We start from the raw sequence: 26,071 nt of genomic DNA, 5'->3' as shown, positions 1-26,071 counted from the left end.
GGCAGCTTACGCTTCGGCAGGAGTTTCTGCTTCTGCGGGGGCTTCTTCTTCTGCAACGGCTTCTTCGACCGGTGCTTCTTCGAAGGCACCCAGGTCAACGCCTGCAGCGCCCATCTGAGCGGTCATACCGTCCAGAGCGGCACGTGCGGCCAGGTCACAATACAGCGAGATTGCGCGAGCTGCGTCGTCGTTGCCGGGGATGATGTAGTCAACGCCGTCGGGCGAGCAGTTGGTGTCGACAACAGCCACAACCGGGATACCCAGCTTGTTGGCTTCGGCGATGGCCAGCGCTTCTTTTTTGACGTCGATGACGAACAGCAGGTCAGGAACGCCGCCCATTTCGCGGATACCGCCCAGCGAAGCCTGCAGTTTGCCCTGGTCACGCTCCATGCCCAGACGCTCTTTCTTGGTCAGGCCTTCGGCGCCCGATTCCATGGCTTCGTCGATCTGGTTCAGACGGTTGATCGACTGGGAAACGGTTTTCCAGTTGGTCAGCGTGCCGCCCAGCCAGCGGTGGTTCATGTAGTACTGAGCCGACTTTTCAGCCGCTTCAGCGATCGGACCAGCGGCCTGACGCTTGGTACCAACGAACAGAACGCGACCACCTTTAGCGACGGTGTCACGAACGGCCTGCAGAGCCTGATCCAGCATCGGAACGGTCTGGGTCAGGTCCATGATGTGGATGCCATTGCGCGAGCCGTAAATGAACGGGCCCATGCGGGGATTCCAACGCTGTGTCTGGTGACCAAAGTGAACGCCAGCTTCCAGCAGCTGACGCATGGAGAACTCGGGAAGAGCCATGCTATATTTTCCTTTTCCGGTTTACGCCTGGGCGGGGGTGAAAGAAGCAGATGCTCCAACCGGCGGTCTTGATGAGGATGTCTCCCTCAAAAAGCCCAAACCCCGCCTGCGGGTTTGAATGGCGCGCGTATACGGCAGCTTTGGATATAGCGCAAGGGCCAATCGCCCTTATTTTTCAAGCCGCGCCAAGCTGTGCGCGTGGCGTACGGCCTCTTCACAGTGCGCAGCCAGTGCCTTGCGATTATCAAAGTCGCAAACCCGGGCCGGAGAGTGATAGATCAGTTCGACAGTACCTTGCCGCCGCGCGCCGAGCGTCTTGAGCAAATGAGGTCCAAAATCCATGTCGCCCCACCAGCCATAGAAGCGATCTGGTTGTCCGGTTGGCGCGTGAAACACTACCGATACTGGCTGTACGAACATAAAATCGCGCAACTCGTCTGAGAAGAACGCAGCAAAAAGCGTTGTTTTAAAAGGTAAAACCCGCAAGCCATCGGTCGATGTGCCTTCGGGAAAGAACAACAACTTGTGTCCTGCAGTAAGGCGTTCTTCGAAAATCTGCGTTTGCTCACGCGCTTTTTTGCGATCTCGTTCTATGAAAACGGTACCCGTAGCGCGTGCCAGCCAACCGATGACTGGCCATTTCGCCACCTCTGCTTTGGAGACAAAGTAGACGCGCTTGCGTGCGTTCAAAGCGAAAATGTCCAACCACGAAGTGTGGTTTGCCACGACCGCACCTCGTTCCCTCATCAATTCGCCTGAACTCTGAAAACCGATTCCGAGAATTCGGAAGGCATTGCGGCAAACAAATTGGGTGACAAACGGCGTTATCGGGCGCTTCACCCCAAACAGAGGCAGTTCAACAAGGCGGATGGTCAGCAGCACGATCAGGCCACCAAATACGAGCAGCGCCAGCGGCACACCGCGCAGGATCACAAGCAGCCAGCCCAGAAAACCCAGTTCGATTGAATCGGGGGCGTCTTCGCTGTTCCAGAGTGGATCGTTCACCTGTTTAGGCTCCGCCGTAGATGCGTTTTTGGCGTTCATTCATGCGAGCTGTATCCAGGATCAGGCACACATCCGTGGTATTGAAGGCGTGATCAATGAAAGCCCCCTCGCCCACAAAGCCACCAAGCCTAAGATAGGCTTTGATCAGCGCGGGAACCTGAACCATTGCCGCGCGTCGGTCCAGCGCTTTGGGAGCGACAAGATCCATAGTTTGAAACACATTCGGCTGAGCCCGCACCCTCAGATCTGGCGGCGCCAGATGGTTGTGGTGCAACATCGAAAGTGGTTGCTCTAATTTCTGAACGTCCGTTCCGTGAAAACTGGCAACTCCGAAAAGAACCTCAATTTCTCGTTCGGCAACGTAGCCAGCAAGACCGTTCCAGAGGTGATACATGGCCGTTCCACCCCGATAGTCCGGATGCAGGCAAGACCGACCTAGTTCCAACAGTTTACGACCACTTTGCTTGAGTATGGTCAGATCATATTCATCTTCGGAGTAGAATTGCCCAAGCTCGGCAGCGCGATCGCCCGGCAACAGCCTGTAGACGCCGACCACCTCGCCCTTTGCATCATCATAGGCCAGCATGTGATCGAAATAGGGGTCGAAACGGTCCTGCTCCAGCCCAGCCTCATGGTCGACCATCTCACCGCCGCCACCTAGTTCACGAACAAAAACGTCATAGCGTAACCGCTGCGCAGCGCGCATTTCTTCTTCGGTTTCAGCCAGTTTGATCGTGAATGAGGGGCCAGCGTCCGGCATGTCAGGCGTATGGGTCCTTTGTTGCTACGGCGGCTGATACCCCAGTTCTTCGACCGAAGGCAACAAGTGCGCGACTGGCTATTCCCGTTAACTTTTCTTAAACCAGTTTCACGGATCAAAGACCGGCATCAGAGCGATGCGTGTTCCGTCAATCACCACCTTCCCCTGCTCGCGGAAATTCACGGTGATTTTGCCCGCGATGTTGGACTGAACCTGTCCAACACCCCAGTCGGGGAAATCCGGGTGGCGGACATACATGCCCGGTGCAAGAATGGCATTCAGATCTGTCATGCAGAGGCTCCGGTCCGGCAATAGGCAGATGTATCAGGAGGTACGCATGGGCGACACCAACGTCAACCTGGCCGAGCTAATCGGCTCTCGGATCTGTCACGATCTGATCAGCCCCATCGGGGCGATCACCAATGGGTTGGAGCTGTTGGATATGGTCGGTGCCGTACAGGGCCCCGAGATGGAACTGATATCAGGCAGCGTTGGTAGCGCAGGCGCGCGGATTCGGTTCTTTCGGGTGGCCTTTGGCTCGGCCAGCGATCACCCATTGGGACGTGCTGAAATCGCCGAATTGCTCAAGGATATCGAACGCGCTGGCCGGGTGCGCGTTCATTGGGCACCAAGCGAAGCCATCCCGCGCAATCAGGTAAAGCTGGCCTTTCTCGCAATGATGTGCTGCGAAAGTGCAATGCCTATGGGCGGAGAGGTTGAAATCACCGTCCAAGGCGACCAGTGGCAGGTAATGGGTACTGGCGACAAGCTGAATATTGATGGTGATCTATGGAAGAATGTCACAACCGGCCGCTTTCCAAACAAGATCACCCCGGCTCAGGTGCAATTCGCGCTGCTGCCTGAAACAGCCGGGATTCTGGGGCGGCGGGTCGCGGTAGAAACCACCTCAACCCGCGTCGCGATCAAGTTCTAGCTACGGGTCGTTCCGTTTCCGCGAACCAGATACTTGAAGCTGGTCAGCTGAGCTGCGCCAACTGGGCCACGGGCATGCATCTTGCCAGTGGCAATCCCGATTTCAGCCCCCATGCCGAACTCGCCACCATCGGCGAATTGGGTCGAGGCGTTGTGCATCAGAATGGCACTGTCGAGACGTTCAAAGAACCGCGCGGCCGCCTCGGCGTCTTCGGTCATGATACAGTCCGTGTGGTTCGAGCCAAATTCGCGAATATGCGAGATCGCTTCGTCGATATCAGCAACTGGTTTTGCAGAAATGATGCTGTCGAGAAACTCTTTGCCCCAATCTTCGCCCGAGGCTGCGACGGTACCATCAATCGCCAAAGCGCCTTCTGCGTGAACTTCCACACCCGCTGCCAGAAGTGCTGCTATGACGTCTCTGCCAAGCGTCTCTGCAACGTCCTGATGGATCAGCAGACATTCGGCTGCGCCACAGATGCCTGTGCGACGGGTCTTGGCGTTAAGTACAACGTCCAGAGTTTTCTGAGGATCAGCAGCTTTGTCGATATAGATGTGCACAATGCCCTCGAGGTGGGCAAATACTGGCACCCGAGCCTCACGCTGTACTAACCCAACCAGCCCTTTACCACCACGCGGTACAATGACGTCCACATAGTCAGTCATGGTCAGCAATTCCTGTACGGCAGCGCGGTCTCGCGTGGGTACCAATTGAATTGCATCTTCAGGCAGGTTTGCGGCTGTCAGCCCCTCGACCAGACAGGCATGGATAGCGGTTGAGGAATGGAAGCTCTCAGATCCGCCCCGCAAGATCACAGCATTTCCTGATTTCAGACAAAGCGCGCCTGCATCAGCGGTCACGTTCGGACGGCTTTCGTAAATCACTCCGATAACGCCCAACGGTGTGCGAACGCGCTGGATGTTCAGACCGGTCGGCATATCCCATTCCGAAAGAACTTCACCCACCGGATCAGTCTGCTCGGCAACGGTACGCAAGCCATCAACCATGCCCTGAATACGGGCCTCGTCCAGCATCAGGCGATCCATCATCGCCGGGCTCAAACCCTTTTCGCGGCCAAATTCCAGATCCTTCTGATTGGCTTCGATAATCTTCGCGCGGTTCTTCCAGACTGCGTCCGCTGCCGCGATCAGGGCAGCGTGTTTGCGTTCTGCGGTGGCAAAACCAAGGTCTTTGGACGCCTCTTTCGCACGTTTTCCAAGATCGGCCATCAGGGCGGGGATGTTGTCGAAATCCTTCATTTTATGTGCCTTTCAGGTCGGAGTATTCTGATTAGTAGTTCGCGTTTTTAAAGAGCCAGATCGTCACGATGAACCAAAGCAGCCCTGCCCGGATAACCCAATGTGGCCTCGATTTCCGAGGATTTGCGCCCCTTGATGGCATCGGCTTCTTGCGCAGTATAGCGGCTGAGACCTTGTGCCAGCCGCCGTGCATCAGGATCTAATATCGCTACCGGATCACCGCGCCCGAAATCGCCGGTCACTTCGACGATACCAGCGGGCAGCAAGCTCTTACCATTCGCAAGTGCCCGCGCAGCACCTTCATCTACGGTGATTTCTCCACGTGGCTTCATAGCAGAAATCCAGCGCTTGCGGGCCGCGTGCGGATCAAGCGTAGCGGTAAACCAGGTGCAGTTCGCACCATTTTCAAGCGTTTTCAGAGGGTTCAGCGGGGATCCTTCAGTGATCGCCATATCGCAACCGGCGGCAATAGCCATCTTACCAGCCAGCAATTTGGTTTTCATGCCACCTTTGGACAATCCAGAACCGGCATCACCGGCCATCGCTTCGATCTCGGGCGTGATCTGGTCAATCACTTCGTAGCGCGTGGCGGTGGGATCTTCGTTAGGATTGCCAGAATAGAACCCATCCACATCCGACAGAAGGATCAATTGATCAGCACCCACTGTCACCGCAATCTGTGCCGCCAGACGATCATTATCGCCATATCGGATCTCATCCGTCGCAACTGTGTCGTTTTCATTAACGATCGGCACAACGCCAAGGCTTAGCAGAGTTTCCAAAGTGGCACGAGAGTTCAGGTATCGCCTCCGGTCCGCACTGTCCTCAAGCGTTACCAATACCTGAGCCGTTTTGATCTCATGCGGGGCAAGCGCCTCTTCATAGGCACGCGCCAGCTTGATCTGGCCTACAGCGGCGGCGGCCTGAGACTGCTCCAGCGGTAGATTTGCCAAAGGCAATCCAAGAACCCCACGCCCAAGAGCGATTGAGCCTGACGAAACTAGAATAACATCCGTCCCCTGCCCCTTGAGCCAAGCAACGTCCTGCGCCAGTGAATGCAACCAGTCTGAGCGCAGCAATCCCGTTTCGCGGTCTACAAGCAGTGCAGACCCGATTTTGACAACCAGGCGTTTGGCAGTGCTTAGGGTTGCCAAGACTGCGCCTCCTCAGTGGGCTTTTGCCGCAGGCGATTTTCATCAATTTGCGCGCGTAGAGCACGCAACACATCTGTGACGCCCAGATGAGCTACGCCAGACATCGTCATGACGGGGCCACCGACAGCTTCTTCCAGCTCAGTCTTGGCGAGTTCGAGCTCTTCTTCATCCAAAGCATCAACTTTGTTCAATACTGTGATCCGCGGCTTTTCCGCCAACTCACCACCATAAGCTTCCAGCTCATGAATGATTGTTCGATAGTCTTCAGCCACGGTTTCAGAGGTGCCATCAACCAGATGCAGCAGAACGGCGCAGCGTTCGACATGCCCCAGGAACCGGTCGCCAATGCCGCGCCCTTCGTGTGCACCTTCGATCAAGCCGGGAATGTCGGCCACCACAAATTCGACGTTATCGACACCTACAACACCCAAGTTTGGGTGCAGAGTTGTAAACGGATAATCGGCAATCTTCGGACGCGCGTTGGAAGTTGCGGCGAGGAAGGTTGATTTGCCGGCATTTGGCATACCCAGCAGACCCACATCGGCAATCAGCTTAAGTCGCAGCCAGATGGTGCGATCGATGCCGCCCTGTCCGGGATTGGCACGGCGTGGCGCTTGATTGGTGGCGGATTTGAAATGAAGGTTTCCGAAGCCGCCATTTCCGCCCTTGGCCAGCAGAACACGTTGACCGACCTCGGTCAGGTCACAAATGACGGTTTCCTCGTCCTCATCAAGGATTTCGGTGCCGACGGGTACACGCAGGACGATGTCATCACCATCCTTGCCAGTACGTTGCTGGCCACGACCGGGTTGGCCATTCTTGGCAAAGAAGTGTTGCTGATAACGGAAGTCGATCAGGGTGTTCAGCCCATCCACAACTTCGGCCCAGACGGACCCGCCCTTACCGCCGTCGCCGCCGTCGGGACCGCCGTATTCAATGTACTTTTCGCGCCGAAAGCTGACGCACCCGCCACCGCCGGCCCCGGACCGGATGTAGACCTTTGCAAGATCGAGAAATTTCATGACTGTCCCCTAATGCAAAGGCCCCATCGGCCACAAGTCAGAGTTTTTTACTGTACGTCCAGGTGGGCACATTTGCATCGCGCGCCACCGAATAGCTTTCCGCATCACCAAGGTATTCAAACCCGCAGTGAGTCAGCACCCGGGCCGACGCCGGATTGTCCTGAAACACGCTGGCGAACATGTTCGAGTTTTCCAGCGGGTTGGCCAGAACTAACGCTTCGACCGCCAGTGAAGCGATACCGGTATTCCAATAGAGCGGAGCAACCCAATAGCCCACTTCGGACTGATTGCGGTCGAGACCCTGAAGCGAGATCAGGCCAATCAGCTCTGGTCCACCATCCTTGGTGGCATCCATGGCCCAAACGTCCTCTTCCCGCTCTTCCGACATCGCACGCGTTACAAAAGCCTCGGTCGAACCGGGCGGTAACGGATGCGGAATGGTTGTGGTCATGCGTGCAACACGCTCATCGCCTGCATAATGCTCGATGAGACCCATATCCGAACGGCGCAATGGGCGCAGATCGAACCGCTCGGTTTCTATGACCGGCTGATTTATTATTGTCTCAAGTTTCATGAGTGCGTTCCTCCTCCGAACAACACAAAAAGTACGGACGCAACAGTGAGACTCGCTAACGTCCACATCAGATATTTTTCCGCGGGTCTACCTTCAACCACGTGGGCAATTCTATCTCCGGCAAATGTCCAGATCGGGTGTAAAATCACCTGACAAAACAATAAACAGAGAGCGATCGTGAACGTTGCGTTAAAGGTGGGCGTGCCAGCCGCAACGAACCCGGTAAACCCGGCAATGATCATGGCCCAAGCCTTTGGATTAAGGGGATGAACAATCAAACCCGCCCAAAAACCGGGCACTTCTCCGGTAGTCTCACTGCGTGAAAGGCGCAGATTGGCGATCTTCCAGGCCAGCCAGCAGATATACGCCGCTGAGGCGTATTTCAGGACCGTAAAGACCATCGGCGCCTGATCCGCGAGCTGAAGCAGACCAAAACCTACCGGCCAGATGATCAGCTGTTTGCCCAAGATGACACCAGCCACAAACGGCAGCGCGGCTTGGAACCCATACCGCGCACCCGTGCCCAGTAAAACCATGTTGGCAGGACCTGGCGTGCCGACCTGACTTGCAGCGAAAATCAGGAAACTGGTTGTGGCGACTGTCATTGCTGCGCCTCCCAATCCCTGCGTGTCAAAAGCACGTCCTGAATGGTCACATCTTCGTTGGTAGATCGTACTGTTGCTGCGTGTTGGCCGTCAGGTTTGAACCCAAGCTTCGTCAGAACGGACTTGGATCGCTCATTGCCCAGGTGATAACCAGACGTGAGCTCGGACCGATCGGACCGAAAGAACCGTGCAATCATCGCGCGGCAGGCCTCGGTGACGAAGCCCCGCCCCCACGATCCTTTCTCGACCCAATAGCCCAACTGGGAACCGGTTGAGATGCAGCCGACCAAAGCGTCGTCTTTAGTAATGGCAAAGGCATCGTGTTCATTGGCCATGGTGTCGATGAATTCGGCCGAATGCGTATCCTCATAGGGGTGCGGTACTACTGTCAGCCACCGCGCCACCTCGAGGTCGTTCAGAAGTGTGACCAGACGCGACGAATCCTCACGCCGGAACCGACGCAGGACAAGACGCTCTGTTTTAATCACTTCGGTCATAAGACCACTCCTGAAAACGAGAAAGGGGACCGGCACTTTGTGCCGGTCCCCCATGAAATTTTCTTAAACCTTCTGGGTTTCGGCTTACTCTGCGGCCTCCGCCACTGGCAGGACCGAAATAAAGGTGCGGTTTTTGAGTCCCTTGTGGAACTTCACGGCGCCATCGACAGTTGCAAAGATGGTGTGGTCTTTGCCGATGCCTACGCCTTCGCCCGGCCAGAACTTGGTGCCGCGCTGACGTACGATGATGTTGCCTGCGATGGCAGCCTGGCCACCGTACAGTTTCACGCCAAGGCGGCGACCCGCTGAGTCGCGACCGTTACGGGAGGAACCGCCAGCTTTTTTATGTGCCATTCTCTCTCTCCTTAGCCTTTGGCCAGCTCTTTGGCCTGCTCAACCCACTCGGGTTTCACTTTGACCGTTTCGATAGCAGCAATCTGCTCGTCCGACAAGGCGGCCAGAGCAGCAAAGCTCTCGATACCGGCTTCGGCCAGCTTCTTGGCAGCGGCAGGGCCGACACCGTTCAGCTTGGTCAGATCATCAGCGGCAGCAGTTGCAGCGGGTGCTTCTGCTTTGGCTTCAGCTTTCTTGGCAGGCTTTTTCGCTGCAGGAGCAGCTTCGCCAGCCGGAGCCGAACCGGTTGCAGCTTTGATGCCCGACTTGTCAGCGCCCGACGACAGGATGTCGGTGATTTTGACCAGAGTCAGTTTCTGACGGTGGCCAACGGTACGCTTCGAGCTGTGCTTACGACGGCGCTTGACGAATTTGATGACCTTGTCACCTTTGATCTGTTCGATCACTTCGGCCTGTACGCCTGCGCCTTCGACGAAAGGTGCACCAACAACCGGAGCATCACCGCCCAGCATCAGAACGTCGTTGAATTGAACAGTTTCACCTGCGTCGGCAGCCAGTTTTTCAACGCGGAGGATATCACCCGCCTGAACCTTGTACTGCTTGCCGCCAGTCTTGAGGACCGCAAACATGCGTCTTTCCTTTTCATACCCGCGTTCTGTGGTCCCCAATCGGGTGTTTTGGCCTAGGCCACCTCGAACAGCGCGCCCTTTTCGGGCTGTGTGACGACCCCGGAGCGAACCCCATAGGTCAAATAATAACGAGACCCGGCGCGGAGATTCCGGCCGGGATGCGCGCTTATCTAAATATTCGGGTGGAAAGTCAACCCAGAACCTGCATCACAATTCGGATGCCCCGACAACACGCCCAACAGCCATTCCAAGCTGGTATGAAGTCTCGTTGAACATCTCGTCAAGACCAATGAACAGGGCGTCGTTCAATGCCCGCCCTGCATCGGTTCTGGAAAAAGCGATGTTTTCACGCATCTGGGCTTCGTTCAGTGGCCGATACGCCAGTAACAAGAACGAATACAACCAATTGCGGGTCACAGTTTCGGTCTCGTCTTTCTGCGCAAGAAGCTCGGCCAGCATCTCGCCATCATCACCAACGATCCCCTGCCCGTCCATGATACCGCGGAAGAACCTGTAATCGGAACTGAAAGAACCCTGTACGTTGCGTTCGATCAGATCGTTGATCTCGATATATTCTTCAATCAGCCGAAAGAACTCGGACTCTCTGTCCATATCTTCGTATGAAGACTGAGCCATTTCCTCGACCGTCTCATCCGAAAAGGCACGGCGTGCCGAATTTTCCAATGCGACGATGGTCTTGCCGAGATCGCTTTCGAAGAAGATCGCTGCTTGTTCCAGCTGCTTGTCATTCATCCTTGCGCCAAGAGCATCGGTTATCTTCGATCGCATCCAGGTTGAGTCAAATGTATCATCAACCTGCGCATGAAAGAATGTCCCGCCGGCCCCGCTTAGAAGCATCTCATCCAGCTCGCGTCCCTGAACCAGCCCCTCTTCGCGGAAAATCTCAACGACCTGATCCAACTGCATCGCTATGGCCAGTCGTTCGACATTTTCACTGGCCGAAACGGGCGCGACCCATAGCAGGATGACAGAGGCGAAGGTTGCGATCAGACGCATCATATATCTTGTGCCGGACGCAGTTCCGCCATTCTGGCTGCAAGAACCTCGAACCGCATCGCCATGATTTCGTACTGAATGGCATTCAGAAGTTCATAAACTTCCTGCATCAATGGCTGTTCAAGCGCAGCAGCATAGGTGTCAATATCCGTGTCCGAGAAGTCCTGATAGGTGTAAGCTGCGCCGGCCAAAGCTGAAAGCTGGATCGACTGACGCATCTGAGCCTCGTTCCTTCGCAACACCTCACGAAGTTCATCCCCGCTGAATTGCAGATCTATGACACCCGAAGCACTTGCGGCCAGAAGGAACCTCAGTTGAATTTCCTGTAACGCGCGCAGCGACGTATCGCTTGAATCGATTGCGCGGTTCATCCTCTTCAGGCCTTCGACGCGATCTGATCCTGATCTGACGAGATCCGAGATGATTTCCTGCCCTTCAAGCTGTTTCGCGTCATCATCTTCGACCATATGCGAGGCATTTTCCGCCTCGACCAATCGTTGTCCAAGATCTGAGGCGTAAAACTCGACGGCATGGTTTAGCGCTTCGTCGCGAAGCGTCTGCTCGAGAATCGATACAGCAGTTTCATGCATCTCCTCGGTATCGAAAACTTCTTCGGTTAAGCGCGTCCAATCGGCCCCGAAACCATCAGGGTCGATGCCCAGCATTTGCGGAGCCGAGGCAGAAGCGAGCGCAATACTCTCGAGGGCGACATCAAACCCTGTCGTAGTCAAAAAGGCCTCAATTCGGTCCCGGCTTGCAGCCTCAACCGGCATTGGGTTTGAAACGAGTGCCACCATCGGCACAACCAGGCAGAAAATCATGTAGCGGATGCTGTATGTCATAGGCTTCAGCCTAGGCCTTTTCCGAGGACAGGCAATGGAAAATCCATCGATTGCGAATTTCAGGAATTTTCTGCTTGCACCCCTGCGCGTTCATCACTAAATCCCCCCCTCACAGACCCCCGCGGAGAGGTGCCGGAGTGGTCGAACGGGGCGGTCTCGAAAACCGTTGTCGGTGCAAGCCGACCCAGGGTTCGAATCCCTGTCTCTCCGCCATAAGCTTACCTTGGCATGTCAATTCAAGTGTTGGAAATCACTGCATTTCAACTCGCTATTTTGGCGAGTGGCGTGATGTTGCCACCATCATACAGCCTGATCAGCGTCGCATAGCTCAAATCCCGGATATGAAAAGGTTTCCGGGGTTTTCCCCTTTGAAGTCACATAGCTTTATTCCATCTCAGCGGCACATATTCCAAAGGAGATCGTCATGTCCCGCCTAATCCTTATTGTCGTCATCGCCGTGATCGGCATCGGCGCTTACTATTATGTAAACCAACCAGAACAAACACCGGCCGAGAAAATTCAATCAGCTGCCGAAGATGCAAGCGATGCGGTCGGTGAAGCTGCATCTGCAGCGCAGGAAGCAGCCAGTGATGCGCTCAATTCAGCGACTGAACAAGCAAGCGAAGCTGCGTCCAGCATCGCCGATCAAGCAAATGCAGCCGCTGAACAGGCCGGTCAAGCCGCAACAGATCTGGCAAATCAAGCAAGCGATACTGCCACAGATCTGGCCAATCAGGCCACGGATACAGCAACCGACCTTGCCAATCAGGCAGGCGATCAGGTTGCGGCCCTAACTAGCCAAGGACAGGAGCTTTTCAACTCTTGGATTCAGGACGGCATGTTGACTGCGCAGCAGTTTGACTATGAAAAGATGGTCGCGTCTGTGCAGGAAAGCTCGCTGACGCAAGAAATTAAAACGCAGGCCATCAAGATTCTGGATGATATCAAAGCAGCACCCGACACTGTGGTCGAGAAAATTCAGGAACTTCGCAATTTGCTGACTCAGCAATAACTTTTTCGGGCCGGTGTGATCCGCCGGCCCGAACTCTTCTGTCATTCGGGGCCGTTCCGCTACGTTATGGGACAGAATAATTGACGCAGAGCGGCGCATTTGTTTGGCTCGGATCAATTCTGCCGCGAAAATATCTGGGGATGGGTGCGATCATATTTGCATCGACACGGGCGACCAGCCTTTTTCCTCCCTGTCGCGCGGCAACAACTGCAAAGCCGAGGATGCACTCATGTCCCCTATCCCCTCATCAATGTCCGCGGTTATTCAAAAATTTGAAGGCTATTCGAATACGGCCACGGGGCCTGTGATTGAAGACGCCGCTGATTGGCTGGAAGCCGCGCAAATCCCGGTGCCAAAGCCCGGCCCCGGACAAGTTCTCATCCGTTTGCGTACGGCGTCGGTTAACCCATCCGATATTCATTTCATCAAAGGCGAATACGGCCAGCCGCGCATCAAGGGAATGCCAGCAGGATTTGAAGGCTGCGGTGATGTGGTCGCCACCGGAACCGGTGCCGAAGCATTGCAGGACCAGCGGGTTGCGTTTGTGGCCGCAGGATCTGGGGCATGGGCCGAATACATCGTGACGCAAGCTCAGATGTGTATCCCTTTGCGCCCGGAAATTTCGGACGAGGACGGGGCGGCGCAAATCGTGAACCCCCTGACCGCGATGGCAATGGTCGATATCGCCCAAGGCGCTGGCAATGCCTTCGTTCTGTCCGCAGCAACCAGCCAGTTGGGTAAGCTGATGTGCAGCTTGGGACGGGATTTGGGATTGCATCCCATCGCGCTGGTTCGCCGTGCTGAGACGGCAGAGACGCTCAGGGAATTGGGCGCGGCAGAGGTCCTGGCCACGACCGATCCTGACATGGTGTCAAAGTTTGCCAAACTCAGCGCAGAACTGAAGCCACGCGTTTTTCTGGACGCCGTCGCTGATCAGATATCCGAGCAGGTGTTTTGCGCCATGCCGAACGGTGCGCGCTGGGTGTGCTACGGAAAGCTAAGCACCGAGCTGCCGAAGCTGACACAAATGGGTCAGTTGATTTTCATGAACAAACGCATCGAAGGGTTCTGGCTGACGCAATGGATGATGTCGACCCCGCCTGCGGATCAAATGCGCGTGGTAGGAGAAGTTCAGGCCAGATTTGCCGACGGGCGTTGGAAAACTGATGTTTCTGAACGCCTTGCACTCAAGGATGTCGTACCAAATCTTGTGACAGCACTAAAAAAGAGTGACGGAAAGGTGATTATCACGCCATAGTAGAAAAGTGTCCCGGCTTTTTGGAGGAGAACCGGGGCGCAAATGACGCCGGACGTACCGGTATAGGGAGGAGAGCTTGGATAATGCGCAGCTGTTGATCAGCGGGCTGGCGAATGGCTGTGTTTATGGCCTTATCGCACTGGGATTTGTACTGATCTACAAGGCGACCGAGGCAGTGAACTTCGCGCAGGGCGATTTCATGATGCTGGGTGCCTTCGTGACGATCGGACTGACAAACACCGAATATATGGGTCTGCCGTTCTGGCTGGCTTTACCAATTTCACTGGGGATCATGGGTGCATTAGGCTATCTGCTTGATCGCCTGATCATCCGCCGCCTCTTTGGCGAGAGCCAGACAGCCGTTGTCATTCTGACTATCGCTTTGGGCTTTGTTATTCGTTTTGTCGCCGGATTGATCTGGGGCCACGAACCCCAAACACTGCAAAATCCACTTGCCGGAAAAGAAGTGCGATTTGGTGGCCTTGTCCTCGGGATGGAGGATGTCGCGGTCATCGTGGTCACGGTTCTTCTGACCTGGGGTCTTTACGTTTTCTTCAGCAAAACAAAGCTGGGCCTTGCAATGCAGGGAGCGTCGCAAAACCAGCTTGCCGCCTACTATATGGGCATCCCGGTCAAGCGGGTTCAGGGGTTCATTTGGGCCTTGGCCGGGGTGGTTGCTGGTATAGCAGGCATTCTGTTTGCGGCTAAAGGCTCTGTTGACCCAACCACCGGTCTTTTGGGTATCAAGGCATTTGCCGCTGCGGTAATCGGCGGGTTCGGCAGTCTTCCCGGTGCACTTGCCGGCGGATTGATTGTTGGTGTGATTGAGCCCTTCGCCAGCCGCTATATCGCCGCCGGCTACAGCCAGATCGCCCCTTACGCGCTATTGCTGGCTGTCCTGATCTTCCGTCCCCACGGATTGTTCAGTCAGGTTCGGGTCAAAAAGGTCTAGATACATGCGCATAGTATTCAAGACCAATTACATGCAGGATATCCGTCCCTGGAAGGACGGGTATCAGCTGAGCCTCTACCTGCTCTTGCTGGCTGTGGTTGCGGCCGCTCCTTGGTGGCTGGACGAGTTCTATCTGGGCGAGCTGACTAACGTACTGATCTGGGCGATTGCCGGGCTGGGACTTATGGTCCTGACCGGGCATACCGGACAAGTCAGCCTTGGGCACGCTGCCTTTCTGGCCTTCGGTTGCTATGCGAATGTCATCCTGATCGAGGCTGGTGTTCCGTTTCTTATCGCCTTTCCTTTGGCCGGTATATTGACCGGAATAGCCGGCGTTACAGTCGCCATCCCTGCCCTGCGCTTGCATGGAATCTACCTTGCTATCTTTACGCTTGCTCTATCCATACTCATGGATGACGTAATCGTTTTGGCTGAGCCCATTACAGGTGGAGTTGCTGGTAAGTATCTCGGTGGCGTTGAGATATTCGGTCATCTGGTTGATCGCTGGGCGACCCCGGATCAGTTCTTCTGGCTGGTTCTGTCGATCACTGTTCTTGTCACTCTTGGGTACATCAATCTGCTGAGGGCACCGCTAGGGCGCAGCTTCATCGCCGTCCGCGACTCCGAAGTGTCTGCTCAGGCAATGGGCGTAGACATTTCGCGGACCAAGATGATCTCATTCGCACTGTCCTGCGCGGTCACAGGTTGGGCTGGCGCTTTGATGGGTCTATACGCCGGCGCATTCAACAACGAGACGTTCAGCGTCGTCATCTCGATCCAGCTGCTTATGATGATTGTGATCGGCGGATTGGGTTCGATCCACGGTGCTTTCCTTGGGGCCATCGTCATTGGGTTCCTGCCGCAGTTTCTTTCAATCTCCAAAGAATATGTCGGTGCCATTGTTGGTGGAGGCACAGTCGCCATTCCGGGGTTGGAGTTCGGCATTTTCGGCATGATCCTGATCGGCTTCATCCTGTTCGAACCGATGGGTATCTACGGTCGTTGGCTCAAGATCCGTACTTGGTTTGAACTGTTCCCCTTCTATCGCAAAGACATGTTCCGGCGGCAGAAGTCGTATCTGAAGACGGAGCGTCTGAGGTGAGTCTGCTGGAGTTTGAAAACGTCACTCTGAAATTCGGTGGCCTGACGGCAGTGAACGATCTGTCTTTTGAGGTTGAAGAAGGCGAGGTGTTCGCCATCGTCGGGCCGAACGGTGCGGGCAAATCTACTGTCTTCAACCTGATCTCGCGGTTCTATGATCCTTTTGCGGGATCCATCAGATATGATGGGCACGATCTTCTGGCGGTCAAACCCTCGGGTGTTGCGGCCTATGGAGTTGCGCGTACGTTCCAGAATATCGAGTTGTTCGAACACGCCACGGTTTTACAGAACCTTCTGGTCGGACGTCATCGCCATCGCAAGACCAACCTAATCTCTGAAATTCTGTTTGCACCATCGGTTCGTCGGCAGGAGATAGAGAACAGAGAAAAGGTTGAGGAAATCATCGACTTTCTCGACCTACAGGCCTTCCGGGACAAGATGATCTCAGGCCTGCCCTACGGGGTCCGCAAGGTTGTGGAAGTCGCACGTGCGCTGGCCACTGACCCCAAGCTTTTGTTGCTTGATGAACCCGCCTCGGGTCTGTCGGTCGAAGAAACCACGGATATGCGTTGGTGGATCGACGATATCCGGCGACAGATGGGGATCACCGTCCTGATGGTCGAGCATGACATGGGGTTGGTTTCAGGGGTTTCAGACCGGGTTCTTGCCATGGCCGACGGTGCCAAGTTGGCTCTGGGAACGCCTGCCGAAGTTCAATCCCATCCGGCCGTTGTAGAAGCCTATCTGGGTAAAGCATCATGAGCGAACCCATTCTGAAAATCCGCAATATCGAAAGCTTCTATGGCCCCATCATGGCCATACGCGGGGTTTCGCTGGACGTGCATGATGGGCAAATCGTGTCGATCCTTGGGGCAAATGGCGCTGGCAAGACAACGCTGATGAAAACGGTGTCCGGCGTAATGGATCCTGAAAAAGGTACCATCAACTTTGATGGTGAGGACATTCAGGGATCAGAACCGCACAAAGTTGTTCAAAAAGGCATCGTACATGTTCCAGAAGGTCGCGAGGTCTTTCCCCTGCTGACCGTGGACGAGAACCTGAGCCTTGGTGCGTACACGTCATCAGACAAAGGCCAGATCGAACACGATCGGGATTTGGTCTTCAGCTATTTCCCCATCCTCAAAGAACGCCGCCATCAAGAGGCCGGAACACTGTCAGGTGGACAGCAACAGATGCTGGCCATTGGTCGCGGCCTGATGGCAAACCCACGGATCATGTTGCTGGACGAACCATCGCTTGGTTTGTCCCCCCTGCTGGTGCAGGAAATTTTCGGCATTCTCAGTCGCCTGAATCATGAGCAAAACATGACGATGATGCTTGTTGAACAGAATGCAAATGCAGCACTGGCACTGGCACATCATGGCTATGTGATGGAGGTCGGTCGCATCGTCATGGATGGTGCTGCGGATATCTTGATGCAGTCCGAAGACATCCAAAACTTTTATCTCGGCGTTCAAGAAAAAGGCTCGAGAGAAAACCGCCGCTGGAAGCGAAAAAAGACGTGGAGGTGAGCACAATGAACATGGCAGCCCTGCCCGCCCAAACCGTCATCAATGGTGTTGAATTCAATGCCACGCCGGGTCAACGACCGCTGCACGTTGACGGCTGCACAACGATCAGTGGTCTGTTTCAAAAACGCTGCGCTGAACTTGGTGATCGTACCGCCCATCGTGAGAAAGACTTCGGTATTTGGAAATCCTACTCCTGGGCCGACTATTGGCATCATGCCAAGTGGATCGGGCTTGCGTTGAGAAAAATGGGATTGCAGCGCGGGGAAGTCGTCTCGATCCTTTCCGAAGATCGCAAGGAATGGGCCTGGTTTGATATGGGCATTCAATGCGTCGGCGGGATCGCATCGGGTGTCTACACGACTGATTCAGCCAATCAGCTTCAGTATCTGATCAATGACAGCGACAGCCGGTTTCTGATCGTTGAAGACGAAGAGCAACTGGACAAGTTTCTTGAGATTGAAAACGAGGTCCCTGACCTTATCAAGGTGATCATTCTCGAAGATGAAGGTCTGCATGACCTTGATCATCCCCGCTGCATGATGATCAACGATCTCTATGCTCTTGGCCAGCAGGCAGAAGCCGAACAGTCCGGGCTATTTGAAGCTGAAATAGCGCTGGCGTCGCCACAGGATACTGCGCTGCTGATTTACACATCAGGTACAACTGGCAAGCCCAAAGGCGCGATGCTGAGCAATGAGAACATCATGGCCGCAATCGAAGCGGGCGCACATTGCCTGGCAACATACGCCTCTGATGAGCAGCTTTGCTTCCTGCCGCTGTGTCATATCCTTGAGCGTGATGTCTCAATCTACTTTCCGCTCGCTGCCAGATGCACAGTGAATTTCGCAGAAAGCCCTGAGACGGTCTTTACCAATCTGCAAGAGGTTTCCCCTTCAACATTCACCGCTGTGCCGAGGGTCTGGGAAAAGATCTATTCACAGGTATTGATCCTGGCGCAAGAAGCCACTCCGGCAGGTCGTGCAGCGTTTGGAATGGCGCTCAAGGCTGGTATGAAACGTGCGGAGTATATTCTGGAAAACAAACCCGTTCCCGCCACCGTTTCAGCCCAATACTGGCTCTGGGATCGGTTAGTTCTTCGCAATCTAAGGCGGATGCTGGGAATGGATAAACTGCGCCGCGGCGGGACTGGCGCAGCTCCGATCTCACCTGAATTGCTGAAATGGTACTGGGCGATTGGTGTTCCATTGATCGAAGGTTTCGGGATGACAGAAACCGCTGGGATCGCAACAATTAACACCACCGAAAACAACAAGATTGGCACAATTGGCAGACCTGTGGTTGGCAACGACCTGCGTATTTCTGACGAGGGTGAAATTCAGGTCAAAGGCCTGAATGTGTTTCAAGGCTATTGGCGCAACAACGCCAAGACAGCGGAGACATTTACCGCAGATGGATGGTTGCGAACCGGAGATATGGGGCACGTCGATGACGATGGATTCGTCACGATCACCGGACGGTTGAAAGACATCATCATCACAGCTGGTGGTAAGAACATCACGCCTGCCGAAATCGAAAGCCGACTGAAATTCAGTCACTACATCTCAGATGCAGTCATCATAGGTGATCGTCGTAAGTACCTTACCGCATTGATTATGATCGATCAGGAAAACGTCGAAAAATTTGCTCAGGACCGAAAGGTCCCCTTCTCCAACTTTGCTTCTTTGTGTGCCGCGCAGGAGATCAAAAACCTTGTAGAGCAAGAAGTTAAGGCCGTGAACAAAGAGTTCGCTCGGGTCGAGCAGATCAAGGACTTCCGTCTGATCGATGTATTGCTGACGGCAGAAGATGACGAGCTAACCGCGACCATGAAACTGAAACGCAGCTTCGTTGAAAAGAAGCACGGACATCTCATCGAGGAGATGTACAACTAGATAAGGGATGACCTAAAGGGAGGAATAACATGAAGAACGTCTTCAAAAGACTGGCGACTGCGACCGCTTTGACCGCAACAGCAGGGCTAGCAATGGCCGAAACCCAAGGCGTCACCGACGATGAAATCGTCATCGGTTCCGTCAATGATCTGAGTGGTATTTTCGCTGCGGTCGGTGTTCCGGCAATCAAGGGCGCGAATGTCGTTTTCGATCGGGTCAATGCTGAAGGCGGCGTACACGGTCGCACGATCCGCTATGTGGTTGAAGACAATGGCTATCAGATGCCGCGCGCGATGCAGGGCTATAACAAGCTTCTGAATCGCGACAAGGTTTTCGCCATGTTGCAATCGCTTGGAACTCCGATGAATCTGGCCGGCTTCAAGCTGTTGGATCCAAAAGGTATTCCTAATGTCGCTCCTCTCTCTGCGGCGCGTCAGATGCTGCAGGAACCGATGGATAACAAGTTTACGTCGTTCTCCAGCTACTACGACCAAGCCCGTGTCGGGGTGAAGTATCTCGCTGCCGAATTCGGCGGCCAAAATGTATGTACCATGTATCTGCCGACCGATTTTGGAAAAGAGATTTTGGAAGGTAGTCATGCAGGTGCCGAAGAGGCCGGAATTACCTTTGCGGCAGAGACGACCCACAAACCGGACGAGACCGATTTTGTCGGCTCTCTTAGTAAGCTTAAAGAAGAAGGCTGCAATATCGTTACAATAGCCCTTGGTGTTCGTCAGGCGATTACAGTCGTCGGAACCGCCAAGAAGATGGGACTGGAAGACATGAAGTTCCTCGGAACTTCCGCCAGCTTCCTGACTGTTGTGGCGCAAGTTCCCGGGGGTGTCACGGACGGCTTCTATGCTGCCGCCTCGTGGCAGGATCTCTGGGCGCGTGCGGATGAACCCGCCCCGGCAGCGTTTATCGAAGAATACAAAGCGGCGACCGGAGAAGACCCTGTTGGTTTCTCGATGCTCGGATATGCGGCCGCTGAAATGATGGTCAAAGCCCTAGAGGCTGCTGGACCGGATCTGACGCAAGAGAGCTTTATCGCCGCAATGGAAACATTGGACTATCAGGATGATCTGGTCGGAAACCACATGACATTCGGTCCAGACGACCATCAGGGGGCTGATTCAGTCTATGTAAGCGTCGTGGAAAACGGTGCTTGGAAGATGGTTTACGAAGAGTGAGCTTTTCTGAGTGCCCTGTTTATCCTGCAGGGCGCTCATCCTCCGCGTTTTTATTCGGCGGGTAAGCATCCTACGCACTTGACGAGGCGTCGCTCACGCCCCAAGAATCTCTACAGGAGCATACAGTTCACGCTTCACCCGATGAACTCGGGCAAGTGATACAAAGTGTGTCCGTAGATATGATAAAGTCAAAGTCCTGTTGTTTTTTCCAGGTTGCGAGTTCAAATGGTTAAGTTTTTGAAGAACACCGTCTTGGTGCTGATTTTTTCCGCGGTTCTATTCGCTCTTATTGAGGTGATTGTCCGCCAGTTCTTTCCACAAACGGTCAGAACCACCTATCTGGTAGGTGAAACTCTGGGCATCAAAGACCCCGTTACAGGCCACCTGAACCGGCCGAACACTCATGCCGCAGTTACCGCCCCTGAATTCAGTGTGGAATATATCGTGGACGAACGTGGTTTCAGAAATGCGTCTTTAGACAGTCGACCGAACTCAGAAGCCACTGCAACCAAAGTACTTTTAGTCGGGGACTCCTTTGTTTTTGGGGCAGCAAATCACTTCGACGACATATGGCCAGAGCTGCTTGCAAACCGTTTCAAACAGGAAGGCTTGGACGTCGAGGTGATCAATGCTGGCGTGCCGGGATTCGATACATCTCAACAGGTCCTGTATCTGGAGCGCCTGTTTGAGACCTATCAACCAGATATCGTCCTACTCACATTCCTGCCAAATGACTTGTTTGCTAATCGACCTATTCAGAATGTCGATGGTCAGGATCAGGCGCGTGGTGATGCCCGTGCTGTCGTCCAGACCGGCGGTAGTAAGAAGTCTTCTTTCCAATCCGTCACTTTGTTGAAGCGGATGATGATGGGGACCGACGCTGCCTATCGACGTCTCTACCTTATGACTCCGAGAAAGGCATTCTTTGAGAATCCGCCTTCGGAGAAAATGGAGACAAAAGCGGACACAACCAAAGATATACTCATGAGAGCGAAACAATTCACCTCGCAACACGGTGCTGATTTTGTTGTGCTGTCTGTGCCGCAATTGTTTCAGGTCTTGCAGAAGGCAAGTGGTGAAGTTGTTCCAGATGTAAATCCAGATCTGCCCGATCAGATGTTCGAAGAATTTTCATCGGAGAATGAGATCGATTGGATTGCTACCCTGCCTGTGCTTGCGCAAAACTATGCGGAGAACAAGGCCGAGCTCTATTACAGATTTGATGGGCATCTGAATGCAGAAGGCAATCGCGTCGTCGCCGATATAGCCTATGATGCGCTGGAGCCATTGGTTTCGAACTACTCGAACTAGAGGCGAGCGCTTTCCGAAACATTCAACAAAAAAAGCGGCCGCACCATTGCGCGACCGCCAATGTAAATTTGTTTCGGAGCGAATTAACGCTTCGAGAACTGGAACGAACGACGCGCTTTGCGCTTACCGTATTTCTTACGTTCAACAACACGGCTGTCGCGTGTCAGGAAGCCAGCGGCTTTCAGTGCGCCACGCAGCGACGGATCGTACAGCTGCAGTGCTTTCGAGATGCCGTGCTTGACCGCACCGGCCTGACCGGTCAGGCCACCGCCTTTGACGGTTGCAACAACGTCGAATTCGCCTTCAACACCAGCAACCTGGAACGGCTGGCGCAGGATCAGCTGCAGAACGGGACGAGCGAAGTACTTGTCCTGGTCTTTGCCGTTCACGGTTACCTTGCCGGAACCCGGCTTGATCCAAACGCGGGCAACAGCGTCTTTACGCTTGCCGGTGGCATACGAACGACCCAGTTCGTCACGTACGGGTTCACGTACGATGACTTCTTCGGCCACGGTTTCAACGCCTGCGACGGCGCTCAGCTCTTCGAGAGTATTGATCTGATCAGCCATCGGTCATTAGCTCCGGGTGTTTTTCTTGTTCATGGACTTAACGTCCAGAACTTCGGGGGCCTGGGCTTCGTGCGGGTGCTCGGCACCGGCGTAAACGCGCAGGTTGGTCATCTGCTGACGCGCCAGACGGTTGCCTGGCAGCATGCGCTTGACCGCCTGGGTCACAACGCGCTCGGGGTGTGCACCCTCGAGGATCTGCTGCTTGGTGCGCGACTTGATACCGCCCGGGTGGCCAGTGTGCCAGTAGAAGTTCTCTTCGCGCTTCTTGCCGGTCATCTGGATTTTGTCAGCGTTGATCACGATGACGTTGTCGCCCATGTCCATGTTCGGGGTGAACGACGCTTTGTGCTTGCCACGCAGGCGCATGGCGACGATCGAAGCAAGACGGCCCAGAACAACGCCTTCGGCGTCGATCAGGATCCATTTCTTGTCGATGTCTGCAGGTGTTGCAGAAAAGGTTTTCATGGCAGGATAGTCCTGTTTGATGTGAAAGACCGGCCTGAATGCAGACCGGTCCGAATTCGATGGAGCGTATTTAGAGTGTGCCGCTGCGCACGTCAAGCGCATCAATATTGATATTATTAAGCATAAACAGTCACTTACAAATTAGGTATTATAGTACCCCACATTCAAACGCTGATTTGCTCAGGTGGATTATCCAACAGGGCACGCAAGCGAAGCATTGCATCTTCAAATTGATCCAGAGTGACGTGACCATTCATTGCGATGCGCACGGCATTTGGGGCACGACCGTCACGCAAAGCAAACTCATCCGCTGATCTAAGTTGAATGCCCTCTCTCTCTGCTGCCCGGCTAAATGCTGCTGACCTCCAGCCCGATGGTAAGTTGAGCCAGACAAAGGGTATTTCGGAATCCCAGTTCAGATCAAAGCCGCCCAAAGCATTAACTGTGACTCGGACATACTCGCCCATTTTTGTACGGACATCCTGAGCAAGCTGCCTAGCCCGAGGATCACTGAGTAACAGCCGGGTCAATTCAGCTAATGGCTGTGCCAGTCCGAAATAGCCATATTCCGCTGAGCGACGCAGATCCCCGCTTCGCTCTTTTGGCGCAATCGCGAACCCGACACGTAGGGCAGGTGTAAGTGTTTTTGAGATTGACGAGACATGCCAACCCCTTTCCGGAGCAAGCGCCCGATAACTTGGAGCCCGCGCATCACCCATACGATAACAGTCGTCTTCAATGATCTGCACATCATGGCGCCGCGCAACTTCGATCACTTCTTTCCGACGTTCCAGCGGAGTGTGACCGCCAGTGGGATTCTGCACTTCAGGTGAGACACATATTGCCTGTGCTGGGGTCTGGCGAAGTACATGGTCCAGCGCCTCGGCACTGATGCCCCACTTGTCCATTCTGACGCCGACGACCTCTGCCCTCATTAACTCCCCTGCCCGCCGGAATCCTGCGTAAGACAGATCTTCGACCAGTACGATGGGTTTCGGCCCCTTCAGGACTGTTTGGAAAACGACGCAGATACCGCTTTGTCCCCCGTGTGTCAGAACAATGTCATCAGCGGTCACCACCCCCAAAGGCAAATCAGACAGCCAGTCGGCTACGACCTGCCGAACGGGCTGATACGCATCTCGCGTCGGGTAGTTCATGAACATGCGCGGATCGCCCTGCGCAACTTTAGCCATGCACTCTCGGATCAGAGACACCTGCCCTGCATCAGGCAATCGAGGGCTGAACAAGCTAACATTCGCATCATACTTGTCATCGCGCAGATGCAATTGGCGTGACCACACATCATCCAGGATCGGGGATTTTGGTGGCGCCACAAATGTACCACGCCCGACCTCGGCTTGTAGCAAACCCTCGTCTGTCAGAATCGTATAGGCCCGCGCGACTGTCCCGGGAGTTATCTTCAATCGATACGCAAGCTCCCGTACCGGAGGTAGCTTAACCCCTACCCCCAGTGTTTTGTTTTCGATAGCTTTTCGTATCGTATCTGCAACCAAAGTGTACTTTGGACCCTTTGCTTTGGGTAACGCCTCGGGCCAAATTGTATCCATTACAATTCTTCCTTTGATTTCGACACAATTCCGAATGTATCAAGCATATGTACCGAGCATTTATACTTTGTGTCAATACAATTTGAAAGGACTATGACATGACACGCGCAATGCACAACCCCGCCCTCATGCTGCTGAACGACAGTCCCCGGCTGCCGATTATCGCCGCACTGGCCGTGCGGTTTGCGGCGACTGTCACACAATGGGAACGCCGGCGCCGCAGCCGCGTAAACCTTGGCCAACTGGACGACAGGCTGCTGCGTGACGTCGGACTGACACGTTATCAGGCCGACCGCGAGAAGCGCCGTTACTTTTGGCTATCTTGATTAATCCCCAGTCCCATTTCGGGACCTCTTCCTGGGCCGGGGCTTGTCCCCGGCCATTTTTATCCGAACGCTGCTGCCGCTGATCCTGCAGGTGGAAGTGAGTAGGTCATGGTCGCCCTTGCGACTGGCTTGTCTGACCCATCTGAATACATCAGCACGTCTCCCACAGCCAGAGTTCGGCCGAGCTTCAGCAATCTGCATTTGGCGATCATATCAACGCCCCCATCTGGTTTTCTCAGGAAATCCAAAGAGCTATTGGTCGTTACTGCCAGCGACTGACGACCCATTCGGGCAAGAACCATGGCATAGACGCTTACATCAGCCAGCGAGAATGTCGAAGGGCCTGATACGGTGCCACCGGGACGCAAATGGCGTTCTTGCACCACTAGCCGAATTGTAATTGTGTCGTCGGTCAGCTCTTCGACAACAAAGTCTTCGCGCACCTGCGGAAAAACCTGCGCAAGATATTCCGACAATTCCTGTTTGTTCATCGCCAACGACATGCTTTCCCTCATCGATTTGCCGACCTAGAGTTGGCCCGACAGCCAGCGGGAGGGCAAGATGGCAATTCTGGAACGTAACGACACAGGCGCGGTCGCTCAGCTAAAAATGAACACTCCGGAGCGCCTGAATGCCCTGAGTGACGAAATGCTTGCAGCACTTCAAAGCGAATTCGACACATTGCGGGACGACCCATCGATCCGAGCAGTAATCCTTTCGGGTGAGGGCAAGGCCTTTTGTGCCGGTCATGATCTCAAGCAAATGACTGCGGGACGCCAGAGTGAAGATGGTGGGCTTGCCTACTTTCAGGACCTTTTCAGCCGCTGCGCAAAAATGATGATGTCCATACAGTCCCTGCCCCAGCCTGTGATTGCTCAGGTTCATGGCATCGCCACAGCCGCTGGATGCCAATTGGTTGCGACCTGTGATCTGGCGGTGGCTGCCGAAGGTACGCGATTTGGCGTAAATGGCGTAAACATCGGATTGTTTTGCTCAACGCCAATGGTCGCGCTGAGCCGCAACATTCCACGTAAACAAGCATTTGAGATGCTGACGACAGGCGATTTTATCTCAGCCGAACGTGCAGCCGAATTGGGTCTAATCAATCGCGTCGTGCCCGAAATGCTGCTGGAACATGAAACGGTCTCGTTGGCAGAACAGCTAGCGACGAAATTGGGGTCGGCCGTCAAGGTCGGAAAACAAGCGTTTTATCAGCAACTTCGGATGCCAATAGATCAGGCTTATGCCTATACCGGAGACGTAATGGCCGAGAATATGCTGCATCGGGATACCGAAGAAGGAATTTCTGCATTTATTGAGAAACGATCACCAAATTGGTCTCAATTGCGAAAAGATGATACATAATTTTATCAAGTGTTCGCATTTTTGCACTTTTCAAAAGGGCGACACTGTGGCAATGCTGAGACAGGGCTGAGGCTCTG

30 protein-coding genes and 1 tRNA gene are annotated in these 26,071 nt (G+C 54.4%); 13 read left to right on the top strand and 18 right to left on the bottom strand.

Annotated elements, in window-relative coordinates:
• Nucleotides 1-6 precede the first annotated feature (6 nt).
• The 4 genes from rpsB to ACR0IO_RS08385 form a co-directional block, all read right to left on the bottom strand.
• Nucleotides 7-801, bottom strand: coding sequence for a 30S ribosomal protein S2 (rpsB, locus tag ACR0IO_RS08400; protein ID WP_480740744.1), 795 nt, complete (start codon nucleotides 799-801; stop codon nucleotides 7-9).
• A 168-nt stretch (nucleotides 802-969) separates the two neighbouring features.
• The gene (gene olsA, locus ACR0IO_RS08395) at nucleotides 970-1,845 is read right to left on the bottom strand and encodes a lyso-ornithine lipid O-acyltransferase (RefSeq protein WP_480740741.1); all 876 of its coding nucleotides are present in this window, start codon (nucleotides 1,843-1,845) and stop codon (nucleotides 970-972) included.
• Nucleotides 1,811-2,566: an L-ornithine N(alpha)-acyltransferase gene (gene olsB, locus ACR0IO_RS08390; protein ID WP_480740738.1), complete on the bottom strand. Its 756-nt coding sequence runs from the start codon at nucleotides 2,564-2,566 to the stop codon at nucleotides 1,811-1,813. The genes olsA and olsB overlap by 35 nt, the downstream gene beginning before the upstream one ends.
• Before the next feature lie 108 nt (nucleotides 2,567-2,674).
• Nucleotides 2,675-2,857 carry a DUF3553 domain-containing protein gene (locus ACR0IO_RS08385; protein WP_008756567.1) on the bottom strand — a complete coding sequence of 61 codons (183 nt, stop codon included), beginning with the start codon at nucleotides 2,855-2,857 and terminating at the stop codon, nucleotides 2,675-2,677.
• Between the two features lie 46 nt (nucleotides 2,858-2,903).
• On the opposite strand from ACR0IO_RS08385, the gene ACR0IO_RS08380 reads away from it, so the two are divergent.
• On the top strand, nucleotides 2,904-3,500 hold the full coding sequence (locus tag ACR0IO_RS08380; RefSeq protein ID WP_480740736.1) for a histidine phosphotransferase family protein: 597 nt from the start codon (nucleotides 2,904-2,906) through the stop codon (nucleotides 3,498-3,500).
• On the opposite strand, the gene ACR0IO_RS08375 is transcribed toward ACR0IO_RS08380, so the two are convergent.
• From ACR0IO_RS08375 to ACR0IO_RS08330, 10 genes are all read right to left on the bottom strand, one after another.
• Nucleotides 3,497-4,759 (bottom strand): glutamate-5-semialdehyde dehydrogenase, encoded by a 1,263-nt coding sequence (locus ACR0IO_RS08375; RefSeq protein WP_480740734.1) that lies wholly within the window; start codon nucleotides 4,757-4,759, stop codon nucleotides 3,497-3,499. The two genes, ACR0IO_RS08380 and ACR0IO_RS08375, sit on opposite strands and share 4 nt — an antisense overlap.
• Nucleotides 4,760-4,806: 47 nt before the next feature.
• Nucleotides 4,807-5,913 (bottom strand): glutamate 5-kinase, encoded by a 1,107-nt coding sequence (proB, locus tag ACR0IO_RS08370; protein WP_480740732.1) that lies wholly within the window; start codon nucleotides 5,911-5,913, stop codon nucleotides 4,807-4,809.
• Nucleotides 5,901-6,935: a GTPase ObgE gene (gene obgE / locus ACR0IO_RS08365; RefSeq protein ID WP_170330417.1), complete on the bottom strand. Its 1,035-nt coding sequence runs from the start codon at nucleotides 6,933-6,935 to the stop codon at nucleotides 5,901-5,903. Before obgE ends, proB begins: the two co-directional genes overlap by 13 nt.
• Before the next feature lie 37 nt (nucleotides 6,936-6,972).
• Nucleotides 6,973-7,509 (bottom strand): GNAT family N-acetyltransferase, encoded by a 537-nt coding sequence (locus ACR0IO_RS08360; protein WP_155143188.1) that lies wholly within the window; start codon nucleotides 7,507-7,509, stop codon nucleotides 6,973-6,975.
• The gene (locus tag ACR0IO_RS08355) at nucleotides 7,506-8,114 is read right to left on the bottom strand and encodes a LysE family translocator (protein ID WP_155143189.1); all 609 of its coding nucleotides are present in this window, start codon (nucleotides 8,112-8,114) and stop codon (nucleotides 7,506-7,508) included. Before ACR0IO_RS08355 ends, ACR0IO_RS08360 begins: the two co-directional genes overlap by 4 nt.
• Nucleotides 8,111-8,611 (bottom strand): GNAT family N-acetyltransferase, encoded by a 501-nt coding sequence (locus ACR0IO_RS08350; RefSeq protein ID WP_480740726.1) that lies wholly within the window; start codon nucleotides 8,609-8,611, stop codon nucleotides 8,111-8,113. The genes ACR0IO_RS08355 and ACR0IO_RS08350 overlap by 4 nt, the downstream gene beginning before the upstream one ends.
• Nucleotides 8,612-8,695: 84 nt before the next feature.
• Nucleotides 8,696-8,965: a 50S ribosomal protein L27 gene (gene rpmA, locus ACR0IO_RS08345; protein ID WP_050602452.1), complete on the bottom strand. Its 270-nt coding sequence runs from the start codon at nucleotides 8,963-8,965 to the stop codon at nucleotides 8,696-8,698.
• An 11-nt stretch (nucleotides 8,966-8,976) separates the two neighbouring features.
• Nucleotides 8,977-9,594: a 50S ribosomal protein L21 gene (locus tag ACR0IO_RS08340; RefSeq protein WP_170330422.1), complete on the bottom strand. Its 618-nt coding sequence runs from the start codon at nucleotides 9,592-9,594 to the stop codon at nucleotides 8,977-8,979.
• Between the two features lie 207 nt (nucleotides 9,595-9,801).
• Complete coding sequence (locus ACR0IO_RS08335) at nucleotides 9,802-10,611, bottom strand: DUF2059 domain-containing protein (protein WP_480740722.1); 810 nt, start codon at nucleotides 10,609-10,611, stop codon at nucleotides 9,802-9,804.
• Entirely contained in the window at nucleotides 10,611-11,453 is an 843-nt protein-coding gene (locus tag ACR0IO_RS08330; protein ID WP_480740719.1) for a DUF2059 domain-containing protein, read from the bottom strand. Before ACR0IO_RS08330 ends, ACR0IO_RS08335 begins: the two co-directional genes overlap by 1 nt.
• A 123-nt stretch (nucleotides 11,454-11,576) precedes the next feature.
• Here ACR0IO_RS08330 and ACR0IO_RS08325 point away from each other — a divergent pair.
• The 10 genes from ACR0IO_RS08325 (at nucleotide 11,577) to ACR0IO_RS08280 (ending at nucleotide 21,701) form a co-directional block, all read left to right on the top strand.
• Nucleotides 11,577-11,666: transfer RNA gene (locus tag ACR0IO_RS08325), tRNA-Ser, on the top strand.
• Between the two features lie 211 nt (nucleotides 11,667-11,877).
• The gene (locus ACR0IO_RS08320) at nucleotides 11,878-12,465 is read left to right on the top strand and encodes a hypothetical protein (RefSeq protein ID WP_480740716.1); all 588 of its coding nucleotides are present in this window, start codon (nucleotides 11,878-11,880) and stop codon (nucleotides 12,463-12,465) included.
• 229 nt (nucleotides 12,466-12,694) lie between these two features.
• Nucleotides 12,695-13,723, top strand: coding sequence for an alcohol dehydrogenase catalytic domain-containing protein (locus tag ACR0IO_RS08315; protein WP_480740714.1), 1,029 nt, complete (start codon nucleotides 12,695-12,697; stop codon nucleotides 13,721-13,723).
• A gap of 76 nt (nucleotides 13,724-13,799) precedes the next feature.
• Entirely contained in the window at nucleotides 13,800-14,675 is an 876-nt protein-coding gene (locus ACR0IO_RS08310; RefSeq protein WP_155143195.1) for a branched-chain amino acid ABC transporter permease, read from the top strand.
• A 4-nt stretch (nucleotides 14,676-14,679) separates the two neighbouring features.
• Nucleotides 14,680-15,777 carry a branched-chain amino acid ABC transporter permease gene (locus tag ACR0IO_RS08305; protein WP_480740711.1) on the top strand — a complete coding sequence of 366 codons (1,098 nt, stop codon included), beginning with the start codon at nucleotides 14,680-14,682 and terminating at the stop codon, nucleotides 15,775-15,777.
• Complete coding sequence (locus ACR0IO_RS08300; protein ID WP_170330431.1) at nucleotides 15,774-16,538, top strand: ABC transporter ATP-binding protein; 765 nt, start codon at nucleotides 15,774-15,776, stop codon at nucleotides 16,536-16,538. The genes ACR0IO_RS08305 and ACR0IO_RS08300 overlap by 4 nt, the downstream gene beginning before the upstream one ends.
• A complete protein-coding gene (locus ACR0IO_RS08295; protein ID WP_480740708.1) occupies nucleotides 16,535-17,308 on the top strand; it encodes an ABC transporter ATP-binding protein in 774 nt (257 codons plus the stop codon). Before ACR0IO_RS08300 ends, ACR0IO_RS08295 begins: the two co-directional genes overlap by 4 nt.
• A 5-nt stretch (nucleotides 17,309-17,313) precedes the next feature.
• On the top strand, nucleotides 17,314-19,200 hold the full coding sequence (locus ACR0IO_RS08290) for an AMP-dependent synthetase/ligase (RefSeq protein WP_480740707.1): 1,887 nt from the start codon (nucleotides 17,314-17,316) through the stop codon (nucleotides 19,198-19,200).
• Nucleotides 19,201-19,229: 29 nt separating this feature from the next.
• Nucleotides 19,230-20,390, top strand: coding sequence for an ABC transporter substrate-binding protein (locus ACR0IO_RS08285; protein WP_480740705.1), 1,161 nt, complete (start codon nucleotides 19,230-19,232; stop codon nucleotides 20,388-20,390).
• A 255-nt stretch (nucleotides 20,391-20,645) separates the two neighbouring features.
• A complete protein-coding gene (locus ACR0IO_RS08280; protein WP_480740867.1) occupies nucleotides 20,646-21,701 on the top strand; it encodes an SGNH/GDSL hydrolase family protein in 1,056 nt (351 codons plus the stop codon).
• A gap of 83 nt (nucleotides 21,702-21,784) precedes the next feature.
• Here the strand turns inward: ACR0IO_RS08280 and rpsI are convergent, their stop codons facing one another.
• The 3 genes from rpsI to ACR0IO_RS08265 all read right to left on the bottom strand — a co-directional run bounded on the left by rpsI (nucleotide 21,785) and on the right by ACR0IO_RS08265 (nucleotide 24,303).
• Nucleotides 21,785-22,270 (bottom strand): 30S ribosomal protein S9, encoded by a 486-nt coding sequence (gene rpsI, locus ACR0IO_RS08275; RefSeq protein ID WP_039535473.1) that lies wholly within the window; start codon nucleotides 22,268-22,270, stop codon nucleotides 21,785-21,787.
• Between the two features lie 6 nt (nucleotides 22,271-22,276).
• Nucleotides 22,277-22,735: a 50S ribosomal protein L13 gene (gene rplM, locus ACR0IO_RS08270; RefSeq protein WP_039536983.1), complete on the bottom strand. Its 459-nt coding sequence runs from the start codon at nucleotides 22,733-22,735 to the stop codon at nucleotides 22,277-22,279.
• Nucleotides 22,736-22,899: 164 nt separating this feature from the next.
• A complete protein-coding gene (locus tag ACR0IO_RS08265; RefSeq protein ID WP_480740704.1) occupies nucleotides 22,900-24,303 on the bottom strand; it encodes an aminotransferase-like domain-containing protein in 1,404 nt (467 codons plus the stop codon).
• Between the two features lie 98 nt (nucleotides 24,304-24,401).
• Here ACR0IO_RS08265 and ACR0IO_RS08260 point away from each other — a divergent pair, with 98 nt between their 5' ends.
• Nucleotides 24,402-24,629, top strand: coding sequence for a DUF1127 domain-containing protein (locus ACR0IO_RS08260; RefSeq protein ID WP_170330442.1), 228 nt, complete (start codon nucleotides 24,402-24,404; stop codon nucleotides 24,627-24,629).
• A gap of 59 nt (nucleotides 24,630-24,688) precedes the next feature.
• Here ACR0IO_RS08260 and ACR0IO_RS08255 read toward each other — a convergent pair whose 3' ends face one another.
• Nucleotides 24,689-25,132: a PaaI family thioesterase gene (locus ACR0IO_RS08255; RefSeq protein WP_170330444.1), complete on the bottom strand. Its 444-nt coding sequence runs from the start codon at nucleotides 25,130-25,132 to the stop codon at nucleotides 24,689-24,691.
• Nucleotides 25,133-25,190: 58 nt separating this feature from the next.
• On the opposite strand from ACR0IO_RS08255, the gene ACR0IO_RS08250 reads away from it, so the two are divergent.
• Nucleotides 25,191-25,994 carry an enoyl-CoA hydratase gene (locus tag ACR0IO_RS08250; RefSeq protein ID WP_480740702.1) on the top strand — a complete coding sequence of 268 codons (804 nt, stop codon included), beginning with the start codon at nucleotides 25,191-25,193 and terminating at the stop codon, nucleotides 25,992-25,994.
• The last annotated feature ends 77 nt before the right edge of the window (nucleotides 25,995-26,071 follow it).

The organism is Ruegeria sp. CE12 (genome assembly GCF_056537525.1).
The sequence above is the reverse complement of the archived record's forward strand: the minus strand, read 5'-3'. Positions and strand labels throughout refer to the sequence as shown.

Coding starts and splice junctions, on each gene's coding strand:
- ACR0IO_RS08295 (WP_480740708.1), top strand. CDS start 16,535: ATGAGCGAACCCATTCTGAAAATCCGCAATATCGAAAGCTTCTATGGC.
- ACR0IO_RS08385 (WP_008756567.1), bottom strand. CDS start 2,857: ATGACAGATCTGAATGCCATTCTTGCACCGGGCATGTATGTCCGCCAC.
- ACR0IO_RS08340 (WP_170330422.1), bottom strand. CDS start 9,594: ATGTTTGCGGTCCTCAAGACTGGCGGCAAGCAGTACAAGGTTCAGGCG.
- rplM (WP_039536983.1), bottom strand. CDS start 22,735: ATGAAAACCTTTTCTGCAACACCTGCAGACATCGACAAGAAATGGATC.
- ACR0IO_RS08305 (WP_480740711.1), top strand. CDS start 14,680: ATGCGCATAGTATTCAAGACCAATTACATGCAGGATATCCGTCCCTGG.
- ACR0IO_RS08320 (WP_480740716.1), top strand. CDS start 11,878: ATGTCCCGCCTAATCCTTATTGTCGTCATCGCCGTGATCGGCATCGGC.
- obgE (WP_170330417.1), bottom strand. CDS start 6,935: ATGAAATTTCTCGATCTTGCAAAGGTCTACATCCGGTCCGGGGCCGGC.
- ACR0IO_RS08330 (WP_480740719.1), bottom strand. CDS start 11,453: ATGACATACAGCATCCGCTACATGATTTTCTGCCTGGTTGTGCCGATG.
- ACR0IO_RS08335 (WP_480740722.1), bottom strand. CDS start 10,611: ATGCGTCTGATCGCAACCTTCGCCTCTGTCATCCTGCTATGGGTCGCG.
- ACR0IO_RS08285 (WP_480740705.1), top strand. CDS start 19,230: ATGAAGAACGTCTTCAAAAGACTGGCGACTGCGACCGCTTTGACCGCA.
- rpsB (WP_480740744.1), bottom strand. CDS start 801: ATGGCTCTTCCCGAGTTCTCCATGCGTCAGCTGCTGGAAGCTGGCGTT.
- rpmA (WP_050602452.1), bottom strand. CDS start 8,965: ATGGCACATAAAAAAGCTGGCGGTTCCTCCCGTAACGGTCGCGACTCA.
- ACR0IO_RS08380 (WP_480740736.1), top strand. CDS start 2,904: ATGGGCGACACCAACGTCAACCTGGCCGAGCTAATCGGCTCTCGGATC.
- ACR0IO_RS08250 (WP_480740702.1), top strand. CDS start 25,191: ATGGCAATTCTGGAACGTAACGACACAGGCGCGGTCGCTCAGCTAAAA.
- ACR0IO_RS08265 (WP_480740704.1), bottom strand. CDS start 24,303: ATGGATACAATTTGGCCCGAGGCGTTACCCAAAGCAAAGGGTCCAAAG.
- olsB (WP_480740738.1), bottom strand. CDS start 2,566: ATGCCGGACGCTGGCCCCTCATTCACGATCAAACTGGCTGAAACCGAA.
- ACR0IO_RS08290 (WP_480740707.1), top strand. CDS start 17,314: ATGAACATGGCAGCCCTGCCCGCCCAAACCGTCATCAATGGTGTTGAA.
- ACR0IO_RS08375 (WP_480740734.1), bottom strand. CDS start 4,759: ATGAAGGATTTCGACAACATCCCCGCCCTGATGGCCGATCTTGGAAAA.
- olsA (WP_480740741.1), bottom strand. CDS start 1,845: ATGAACGCCAAAAACGCATCTACGGCGGAGCCTAAACAGGTGAACGAT.
- ACR0IO_RS08255 (WP_170330444.1), bottom strand. CDS start 25,132: ATGTCGTTGGCGATGAACAAACAGGAATTGTCGGAATATCTTGCGCAG.
- ACR0IO_RS08260 (WP_170330442.1), top strand. CDS start 24,402: ATGACACGCGCAATGCACAACCCCGCCCTCATGCTGCTGAACGACAGT.
- ACR0IO_RS08355 (WP_155143189.1), bottom strand. CDS start 8,114: ATGACAGTCGCCACAACCAGTTTCCTGATTTTCGCTGCAAGTCAGGTC.
- ACR0IO_RS08360 (WP_155143188.1), bottom strand. CDS start 7,509: ATGAAACTTGAGACAATAATAAATCAGCCGGTCATAGAAACCGAGCGG.
- ACR0IO_RS08350 (WP_480740726.1), bottom strand. CDS start 8,611: ATGACCGAAGTGATTAAAACAGAGCGTCTTGTCCTGCGTCGGTTCCGG.
- ACR0IO_RS08315 (WP_480740714.1), top strand. CDS start 12,695: ATGTCCCCTATCCCCTCATCAATGTCCGCGGTTATTCAAAAATTTGAA.
- rpsI (WP_039535473.1), bottom strand. CDS start 22,270: ATGGCTGATCAGATCAATACTCTCGAAGAGCTGAGCGCCGTCGCAGGC.